Genomic DNA, 8491 nt, shown 5'->3' with positions numbered 1-8491 from the left:
CGTTGGCCGCCAAACGTTCCGACGTCATCCACGTCCAGCTGCTCGGACGCGGTGACGGTTCTACCGGCGTGGATTACACGGTCAACGCCGGCATCGGATTCCCGCTCGTCACCGGTCCGGCCGAGCACGCCGGGCCGATCAACCACGTGTTGCCGGCCTGGGACGTGTGCTGCGGCCTGTACGCCGCGCTCGCCGTGGTCACCGCCGTCCGCCGGCGCGACGAATCCGGGCTGGGCGCGCGGATCACCCTGGCGCTGGAGGACGTCGCGCTATCCATTGCCGGAACCCTCGGACTACTGACCGAGCCGCAGGTCACCGGGACCCAGCGGCAACGGCTGGGCAACGCCATCTACGGCCAGTACGGGCAGGACTTCGCCAGTGGTGACGGCGCAAGGTTCATGGTGGTCACCTTGACCCGCAGGCATTTTCGCGATCTGGTCGACGTCACGGGCACCGGCGCCGCGGTGTCGGCGCTCGCCGAGGCGCTGGGCGTCGACTTCGACTCCGAGGGCGACCGCTACCGGTACCGTGCCGTCCTGTCCGGTCTGTTCGCTACCTGGTTCAGCAGTCATGCGGCCGACGAGATCACGGCCACGCTGTCAAAGACCACGGTGCTCTTCGAGCGCTACCGAACCTTCGCGGAGGTCGCCGCGGGCCCCAAGGTGACCGCCAACCCCATGTTTTCCCGGTTGCACCAACCCGGTCTGGGCGACTATTTCGCCGCCGGGCTGCCGCTCGCATTCGACGGCGAGCACCCCGCCGGCGCGGCCGCGCCCGCCCTGGGGCAAGACACCGCCGAGGTTCTCCAGCTGCGCCTGGGATTGACAACGGCCGACATCGAACGGCTGACGGACGCGAACACGATCGACCGGCGCAGAAGCCCGAAACGGAAAGACGACGCATGACCAGACTCGCCCAGACCCTCGGACTGACGGAATTCCAGACCGAAATCGTCGCCGCCGTGCGGCAATTCGTCGAAAAGGAAGTCATCCCCAACGCCGCGGAGCTCGAACGCGGCGACACCTACCCGCAGCACATCGTCGACCAGATGCGCGACATGGGTTTGTTCGGCTTGATGATTCCCCAGGAGTACGGCGGCCTGGGGGAGTCGCTGCTGACCTACGCGCTGTGCGTCGAAGAGCTGGCCCGCGGGTGGATGAGCGTGTCCGGCGTCCTCAACACCCACTTCATCGTGGCCTACATGCTGCGCCAGCACGGAACCGACGCGCAGCAACAGCGGTTCCTGCCACGCATGGCGACCGGTGAGACGCGTGGCGCCTTCTCGATGTCGGAGCCGGAGCTGGGTTCCGACGTGGCCGCGATCCGGACTCGGGCCCAGCGCAATCCGGATGGCAATTACACGATCAACGGGCAGAAGATGTGGCTGACCAACGGCGCCACGTCCACGCTGGTGGCCGTCCTGGTGCGCACGGACGAAGGCTCGGACAAGCCCCACCGCAATCTGACCGCGTTCCTCGTCGAGAAGCCGGTCGGCTTCGGTGAAGTCGTTCCCGGGCTGCAGATTCCGGGCAAGATCGACAAGCTGGGCTACAAGGGCATCGAAACGACGGAGATGATCTTCGACGGCTACCAGGCCGGTGCCGACGACATCCTCGGCGGCATCACCGGGCAGGGTTTCTTCCAGATGATGGACGGCATCGAGGTCGGCCGGGTCAACGTGTCGGCGCGCGCCTGTGGGGTCGGCATCCGCGCCTTCGAGCTCGCGGTCCGCTACGCCCAACAGCGCCACACCTTCGGCAAGCCCATCGCCGAGCATCAGGCCATCGCGTTTCAGCTGGCCGAGATGGCCACCAAAGTCGAAGCGGCGCACCTGATGATGGTCAACGCGGCGCGGCTGAAGGATTCGGGGGAGCGCAACGACGTCGCCGCCGGGATGGCCAAATACCTGTGCAGCGAGTATTGCACCGAGGTCACCCAGCAGAGCTTCCGGATCCACGGCGGCTACGGCTATTCCAAGGAGTACGAGATCGAGCGGCTGATGCGGGATGCGCCCTTCCTGCTGATCGGGGAGGGCACCAGCGAGATTCAGAAGAACATCATCAGCAAGCGGCTGCTGGCCGAGTACCAGGTGTAGTGATGACGGTTCCGGATTTCGCCGCGCGGCCACAGCTTTCGGACGATGTCGCGCGCTTGATCCGCCAGCGGATCTTCGATGGCACCTACGTCGCCGGGTCCTACGTCCGCCTGGATCAACTTGCCGCCGAGTTGGGCATCAGTGTCACTCCGGTGCGGGAAGCGCTGTTCGCTCTGCGCGCGGAAGGTTTGATCGACCAGCGGCCCCGGCGCGGCTTCATGGTGCTGCCGGTGACCGGTCGCGACGTCACCGACGTCGCGAACGTGCAGGCCCACGTCGGTGGCGAACTGGCTGCCCGTGCCGCGATCAACATCACCGACGACCAACTGCGCGAACTCAAAGAGATCCAAGCGGAGCTCGAAGACGCCTACGCCGGTGACGATGACGAACGGACGGTGCGGCTGAATCATCAGTTCCACCGGGCCATCAACGTCGCCGCCGATTCGCCGAAACTTGCCCAGCTGATGTCCCAAATCACCCGCTATGCGCCCGAATCGGTGTTCCCCGCCATCGAGGGCTGGCCGGAACAGTCGATGAGGGACCATCGCCGGATCCTGTCCGCGCTGAAGAAACGCGACGAAGAGCTCGCCCGCGCGGCGATGTCACAGCATCTCGCCGCGGGCGCGGTCCCGCTGATCGACCACCTGACCGCGCGTGGCGTGGTCGTCGACGGGAGCCCTCCGGCCTCGGGATAAGTGTTGTTTCCCGCGCCCGCCTCGGCATATTCTCCCCTGAGAGGGGGCGACAACATAAAGCGAGGAAAAGTGCCCCGAACGATCCGTACGTCGGCTCTCTTCGGTGTAGCCGTGGTCGTGATAGCTCTCGCGCCGCCGGCCGTCGCCGACCCACTGGACCCGATACCCGGCAACGGTGTCTTTGTCGTGGGCCCCGACATCGCGCCGGGCCTCTATCACACGGGCGGCTCGGGGTCGGCCTTCGGCGTCTGGATCAACAACGTGCCGACCCAGGACTCGATGTGCTCGTGGTTCACATACAGCACGCCGGACGCGAACAAGGAGCATGTGCTCCAGACGAACACCTCGATCGGCCCGATGTACGCGAACATCAACACGGCGGTCAAGGCTTTCGAGTCGCAGAACTGTCAGCCCTGGACGCGGGTCTCCTAGGGCGTCTCGCCGGAGCACGCACGGGTGCCGTGGTTCTTGGCGCGAAAGGCGTTGCGATAGCTCTGCGGCGCCACCCCCACCAGCCGGCGGAATTGTTCGCGGAAATTGGTCACTGATGCGAAACCGACTCGGTGCGAGATGGATTCGACGCTGTCGGAGCTGCGCTCGAGCAGCTCCCCGGCGTGCTTGATCCGGACGCTGTTCACCCACTGCATCGGCGTTTGTCCCGTTTCCGTCTTGAACCGCCGGTTGAGGGTTCGCTCGCTGGTGGCGGCCTGCCGGGCGATGTCGCGCAGCGTCAGTGGCAGGTGCGCGTTGCCCTCCAGCCAGACCAGCAGGCCATCGAGTTCGGTGTCGGACCTTGCCCGGTGGCGGATGACGAACTGAGCCTGGTCGCCGGTGCGGTGAAGGGGCGTGACCGCCAACCGGGCGGCGTCGGCGGCCGCCGCCGAGCCGTAGTCGCGCGCAACCATGTGCAGACACAAGTCGAGTCCCGCCGACGCCCCGGCAGAGGTGAGAACCTGGCCTTCGTCGACGTAGAGCGCGGCGGCATCGAGTCTGACGGCGGGATGCACGGCGGAAAACAGGTCGGCGGCCGACCAATGCGTGGTGGCGCGTTTTCCATCCAAAATCCCGGCGGCGGCGACGGTGAAGGTGCCGCTGCAGATGGAGGCGATGCGAATCCCCTTGCCGTACGCGGACTTCAGTGCCGCGATGACGTCCTCCCTCGTCGGCACTGTGACGTCGTTGCGCCCGGGCACCACGATGGTATCGGCGTTCGCGAGTTCCCCCAGACCGCAATCGGTGGCGATCCGCACCGGTCCGGCCGGAACGACGGGGTCCGCGCCGCAAACCCGAACGCGGTACCCCGGCGCGCCGGTCGGGAGGCAGACACGACCGAATACCTCGATCGCGATCGCCAGATCGAACGCGATGACGTCCGGCTCGGCCAGGATCGCGACGGAGTGCATGGGTTGGCAATATACCGGTCCATAGTGTCAATCCAGCCACTGGTTTTGCCGGGTGCGGCCGATGACCATGACGGGATGCACGCACAGATCGTCTTGTACGACGGGTTCGACCCGCTTGACGTCATCGGGCCCTTCGAAGTCCTGTCGGCGGGCAGCGACCGTGTGGGAGGTGACTTGACGGTGACGCTGGTGTCGGCGGAGGGGCCGCGCAGCGTCATCGGCGGCACTCGCGGTTTGGCGCTGGCGGCCACCGCCGCGCTCGATCCGTCGGAAAGCGGCTGCGTGATCGTGCCCGGCGCCAGCGGCCCCATCGCCGGTGATCCGGACGACGGTGTCGAGACCATCCCGGTGCTGCTGGCCCGAGCCGCGCAGACCGAGCTGACACCGTTGTTGCGGAAGGCGTTTGACAACCCGGAGGTGACGGTGGCCGGTGTCTGTGGCGGATCCGTCGTGATGGCGATGTCCGGCCTGATCGAGGGACGCCACGCGGTGACTCATCACCTGGGCCTGGGGCTGCTCGAAGCCGCGGGGGTGCATGCGGTGGCTGCTCGCGTGGTCGACGACGGCGACCTGATCACCGCGGGCGGTGTCACCTCGGGGCTGGATCTGGCCTTACACCTGCTGGACCGGTGGTACGGCCCGCGGGTCGCGCACGCCGTCGAGGAGCTTTTCGAGTACGAGCGTCGGGGCACGGTGTGGCGCCCGACGGGACGAGAACCGGCGGAGGCATAGATGGGCATGGACGGCGACTGGGACGTAACGATCAAGACCCCGATCGGGACTCTCGCGGTGCGGTATGCATTCGCCGAGTCGCCGGGCGGACTGACGGGTATGGCGACGTACAAGGGCGAGACGGTTCCCTTGCAGGACTTGACGAGTGGCGCGGCCGCCGAGGGCACGCGATTGACCTGGCGGCAATCGGTCACCAAACCGATGCGGCTCAACCTCGCCTTCGACGTCGTGGTCGACGGGGATCGGATGGCCGGGCATTCCCGCGCGGGCCGGTTACCGCGGTCGGCGGTCTCCGGTATCCGCCGCTGATCCGGCCGCCTCGATCAGCATCGCTCGCAGCCGACCGGTGTCGACCTTGCCGGTGCCCCCGCGCGGGACGTCGCCGTCGGGTTCCAACAACAGCCACGCCGTCGGGACCTTGAACGCGCTCAGCAGCTTTCGCGCACAGCGACTCAGGTGATCGGCGGACACGGCCCCGTCGCACACCACGGCCGCGCCCACCCGCTGGCCCGCCGTTCCGGGCACGCTGGTGACAAAGGCGCTGTGGACACCCTCGATGCTGCGCAGCGCCCGTTCCACCTCGCTCGGGTAGACGGTGGCGCCGCTGACCTTGAACATGTCGTCGGAGCGCCCGTGGTAGAACAGAAATCCCTCGTCGTCCAGGCGGCCCAGGTCGCCGGTGGGATAGAAGCCGTCGACGGTGAACACGTCCTCTCGGCTGCGACCGCAGATGCCCCGCAGTGTGTGCGGTCCCCGAATCTGGATCACGCCCACCGTGCCCGCGGGTACGGGCTCTCCGCTGTCGGCGCCGACGATGCGAACCTCCATGCCCGCGAACGGCTTTCCGCAACTGCCCCAGGCCGGCGTGGGCATGTCGGTGTCGGCGGCATAGCCGCAGTACGGTCCGAACGCCTCGGTCATGCCGAACAAGGCGGCCCGTGCGCCGGGCTGCGCCCGCTGTTCGGGCGGGAGCAGCGCCTGCAGGCTGCCCGGCCGCAGGGCCGTCAGGTCGGCGTCGAGGTTGGCCGCGTGCCGCGCGAGCGTCTCGGCCTGGTCGGGCCAGCCGCGGAACAGCGTCACGCGCTCGGCCTCCAGCAGCCGCAATGTGGTCTCCGGCCGCGGTATCTCCTCGGTGACCAGGGTGGCGCCGGACAGCAGCGTCGACAGGATTCCGCTGCCGAAGCCGCCTACCCAGAAGAACGGCATCGGTAGATACAGCCGGGTGTCCGCGGTGATGCGCCGCGCGGCCAGACCCGCCCGCACGGCGCCCAGCGCGCTGCCGTGAGAATGCATGACGCCCTTGGGCGCCCCGCTGCTGCCGGAGGTGAACATGACGGCCAAAAGGTCGGCCGCCGTGACCGTCTGTGTCATGGCGTCGACGAGTCGGCGGGCCCGGTCGCCGGCGGTGACCTCGGCGAGCCGGTCGGCCGTCCAGACGTGGCGCAGGGCGGGAAGCTCGGTCCGCCGGGGCAGGTCGTCGAGGTAGCGGCGCCCACGGAACTGCTCGACGCCGATCAGGAATTGCACCGCGGCGGCCCGCAGTTGGGCGGTCAGTTCGCCCGCGGTCAGCAGGGTGCTCAGCGGCACCAGCACGGCGCCGATACGGGTCAGGGCGAGGGCAACCTTCACCCAGCGGGCGCCGTTGGGCATGAGCAGCCCGACCCGGGTGCCCTTGGTGACGCCGGCATCGATGAACAACTCGGCGAGATCCCTTGTCGCCGAGTCAAGTTGACGGTAGCTGGTTCGCGACGTCGGATCGATCACCATGGGCTTGTCGCCGTAAAGCGCGGCGCGCGAACGCACCAACTCGTCGATGGTTGCCTCGTCAGGCATCGAGCAGCTTTTTCAGGTGCCGCCGGTCGACTTTGCCACTGGAGAGCAGCGGCACCTGGTCGCGTGACACGGCCAGGAACCGGCGGGGGATCTTGTATGCCGACAACTCCGCCTTCAGCCGGTCGCGCAGCGCCGCCGCGTCGAAGGCGACGCCGTCGGGCACGACCACGACCGCCCCCACCAGTTGTCCGCGCTGCGCATCCGGGACGCCCACGACATGGGCGGTCAGCCCGCCGGTGACCTTGGCGATTGCCCTTTCCACCTCGTCGGCCGAGACATTGGCGCCCGCCGTCTTGATCATCGTGCTGAGCCGGCCGACGTAGTAGAAGAAGCCATCGGCGTCGGTTCGGACCAAATCCCCGGTGCGGAACCAACCGTCGGCGTCGAAGCAGTCCTCTCGGCTTCGCCGGTAGTAGTGCTGCATCACGTACGGTCCTCGGATGCAGAGTTCCCCGACCTCGCCGGCACCGACCGCTGATCCGGTTTCGGTGTCGACGATCTTGGTGTCGAAGCCGGGCGCCGGCTTGCCGAACGATCCGCGCCTGGTCTCGGGTTGATCGGTCTCGTCGTCACTGATCAGCACGACGCTGCCGGCTTCGGTCATGCCCAGCATATTGTGCCGCAGCTCCGGGTCGGCCGGTCGAACCTCGGGCGCCATGATGGGGTACAGGTTGCCTCGCCGCATCGATGACAGATCCCGGCGCGGGAAGCTCGGATGGTTCGCCAGGTGCGCGATCCCAGCGATGAAACCGTTTGTCAAGGTGGGTTTTTCGGCTTCCAGTAGGTCCAGCGTCTTACCGGGATCCTCCGCGTTGGAGCACACCAGCGTCGAGCCGGCGACCAGGGTGGCAAGCAGTCCGAAGGCGAGACCGCCGATCCAGAAGAACGGCGAATTGCAGAACAGCCTGTCGTCGGCCGTCAGACCGCGAATGTCGTTGAGGTTGCGCTGGTGTGCCAGCAGCGCGCCGTGCGTGTGCACGACACCCTTGGGGGCGCTGCTGGAGCCCGACGTGTACACGATGGCCAGGGGATCGCAGCCCCGCACATCGGCTTGCGTCGCCGCCAGCAGCTCGGGGGCCACGGTATCGGCCAGCCGGTAGAACCGGTCGATGTCGCGGACTCGCCGCCCCGCACCGCGGTGGTGGCTGATGCCGACCTGCCGCAGTTGCGGGGCGGCCGGGACCATGAGCCGGCAGTCGGATTCGAGATCGGGGTCCGCCAGCACCTGCCCGAGCCGTTGCACGTAGTCGTGGCCGCGGAAAGTTGCGGCGCTCAGCAGTATTTCGACGTCGCTGTCGAGCAGTTGTTGGTGCATCTCACGGGCGGTGACGAAGGTGGAGAAGGGAATCACCACGGCGCCGATGCGCGCCGCCGCCAGCATCGCGATGACGAACTCCACGCCGTTGGGGTAGAGCAGGCCGACATGGGTGCCCTTGCCCGCGCCGGCCGCGATCAGCCCGCGAGCGAGGTCCGCCGAACGCGCCTCGGCTTGGCCATAGCTGATGCGGTCGCCGTCGCAGATCAGTAGGGGATGTTCTGCGCGCGCACGGGCCCGTTGTGTCAGGACCTCGGCGACCGTCGGGCAAAGCTGACCTGGGCGCGGTCCGGCGTTTCTTCGGTGCCGCCGCCGCACAAAAGTGACCATGCCCGGTGACGGCCCGACGGTCGCCGAGGTCCTGACACAACGGGCCCGTGCGCGCGCAGAACATCCCCTACTGATCTGCGACGGCGAC

9 protein-coding genes are annotated in these 8491 nt (G+C 67.7%); 6 read left to right on the top strand and 3 right to left on the bottom strand.

The genetic code is table 11. The features are described 5' to 3' along the window. The 4 genes from A9X03_RS15990 to A9X03_RS15975 all read left to right on the top strand — a co-directional run. Positions 1 to 905, top strand: a 905-nt coding sequence (locus tag A9X03_RS15990; RefSeq protein WP_068261868.1) for a CoA transferase, incomplete at its 5' end; no start/stop codon positions are given. Beyond that, positions 902 to 2095, top strand: coding sequence for an acyl-CoA dehydrogenase family protein (locus A9X03_RS15985; RefSeq protein ID WP_068018391.1), 1194 nt, complete (start codon positions 902 to 904; stop codon positions 2093 to 2095). The genes A9X03_RS15990 and A9X03_RS15985, both read left to right, overlap by 4 nt. A 2-nt stretch (positions 2096 to 2097) precedes the next feature. After that, entirely contained in the window at positions 2098 to 2790 is a 693-nt protein-coding gene (locus tag A9X03_RS15980) for a GntR family transcriptional regulator (protein ID WP_068261865.1), read from the top strand. Positions 2791 to 2859: 69 nt separating this feature from the next. Next, positions 2860 to 3222, top strand: coding sequence for a hypothetical protein (locus A9X03_RS15975; protein WP_067757799.1), 363 nt, complete (start codon positions 2860 to 2862; stop codon positions 3220 to 3222). On the opposite strand, the gene A9X03_RS15970 is transcribed toward A9X03_RS15975, so the two are convergent. After that, positions 3219 to 4193, bottom strand: coding sequence for a GlxA family transcriptional regulator (locus A9X03_RS15970; protein ID WP_067757796.1), 975 nt, complete (start codon positions 4191 to 4193; stop codon positions 3219 to 3221). The genes A9X03_RS15975 and A9X03_RS15970 overlap by 4 nt on opposite strands. A gap of 75 nt (positions 4194 to 4268) precedes the next feature. Here A9X03_RS15970 and A9X03_RS15965 point away from each other — a divergent pair, with 75 nt between their 5' ends. Both A9X03_RS15965 and A9X03_RS15960 read left to right on the top strand, forming a co-directional pair. After that, entirely contained in the window at positions 4269 to 4925 is a 657-nt protein-coding gene (locus A9X03_RS15965; protein ID WP_068261861.1) for a DJ-1/PfpI family protein, read from the top strand. Beyond that, the gene (locus A9X03_RS15960; protein WP_068261858.1) at positions 4926 to 5234 is read left to right on the top strand and encodes a hypothetical protein; all 309 of its coding nucleotides are present in this window, start codon (positions 4926 to 4928) and stop codon (positions 5232 to 5234) included. Here A9X03_RS15960 and A9X03_RS15955 read toward each other — a convergent pair. Together A9X03_RS15955 and A9X03_RS15950 are read right to left on the bottom strand one after the other, a co-directional pair. Further along, complete coding sequence (locus A9X03_RS15955) at positions 5199 to 6758, bottom strand: class I adenylate-forming enzyme family protein (RefSeq protein ID WP_068261855.1); 1560 nt, start codon at positions 6756 to 6758, stop codon at positions 5199 to 5201. The genes A9X03_RS15960 and A9X03_RS15955 overlap by 36 nt on opposite strands. Beyond that, positions 6751 to 8403 carry a class I adenylate-forming enzyme family protein gene (locus A9X03_RS15950; RefSeq protein ID WP_082974506.1) on the bottom strand — a complete coding sequence of 551 codons (1653 nt, stop codon included), beginning with the start codon at positions 8401 to 8403 and terminating at the stop codon, positions 6751 to 6753. The genes A9X03_RS15955 and A9X03_RS15950 overlap by 8 nt, the downstream gene beginning before the upstream one ends. Between the last annotated feature and the right edge of the window lie 88 nt (positions 8404 to 8491).

It is taken from the genome of Mycobacterium sp. E1715 (assembly GCF_001667625.1).
In the GTDB taxonomy this organism is placed as follows: domain Bacteria; phylum Actinomycetota; class Actinomycetes; order Mycobacteriales; family Mycobacteriaceae; genus Mycobacterium.
Note: the sequence above shows the minus strand (reverse complement) of the source record. Positions and strands in the feature narration are given on the sequence as shown.

Excerpts from the sequence above, each read along its gene's own strand:
- A9X03_RS15985 (WP_068018391.1), top strand. The coding sequence starts at position 902 with ATGACCAGACTCGCCCAGACCCTCGGACTGACGGAATTCCAGACCGAA.
- A9X03_RS15980 (WP_068261865.1), top strand. The coding sequence starts at position 2,098 with ATGACGGTTCCGGATTTCGCCGCGCGGCCACAGCTTTCGGACGATGTC.
- A9X03_RS15970 (WP_067757796.1), bottom strand. The coding sequence starts at position 4,193 with ATGCACTCCGTCGCGATCCTGGCCGAGCCGGACGTCATCGCGTTCGAT.
- A9X03_RS15965 (WP_068261861.1), top strand. The coding sequence starts at position 4,269 with ATGCACGCACAGATCGTCTTGTACGACGGGTTCGACCCGCTTGACGTC.
- A9X03_RS15960 (WP_068261858.1), top strand. The coding sequence starts at position 4,926 with ATGGGCATGGACGGCGACTGGGACGTAACGATCAAGACCCCGATCGGG.
- A9X03_RS15955 (WP_068261855.1), bottom strand. The coding sequence starts at position 6,758 with ATGCCTGACGAGGCAACCATCGACGAGTTGGTGCGTTCGCGCGCCGCG.
- A9X03_RS15950 (WP_082974506.1), bottom strand. The coding sequence starts at position 8,403 with ATGGTCACTTTTGTGCGGCGGCGGCACCGAAGAAACGCCGGACCGCGC.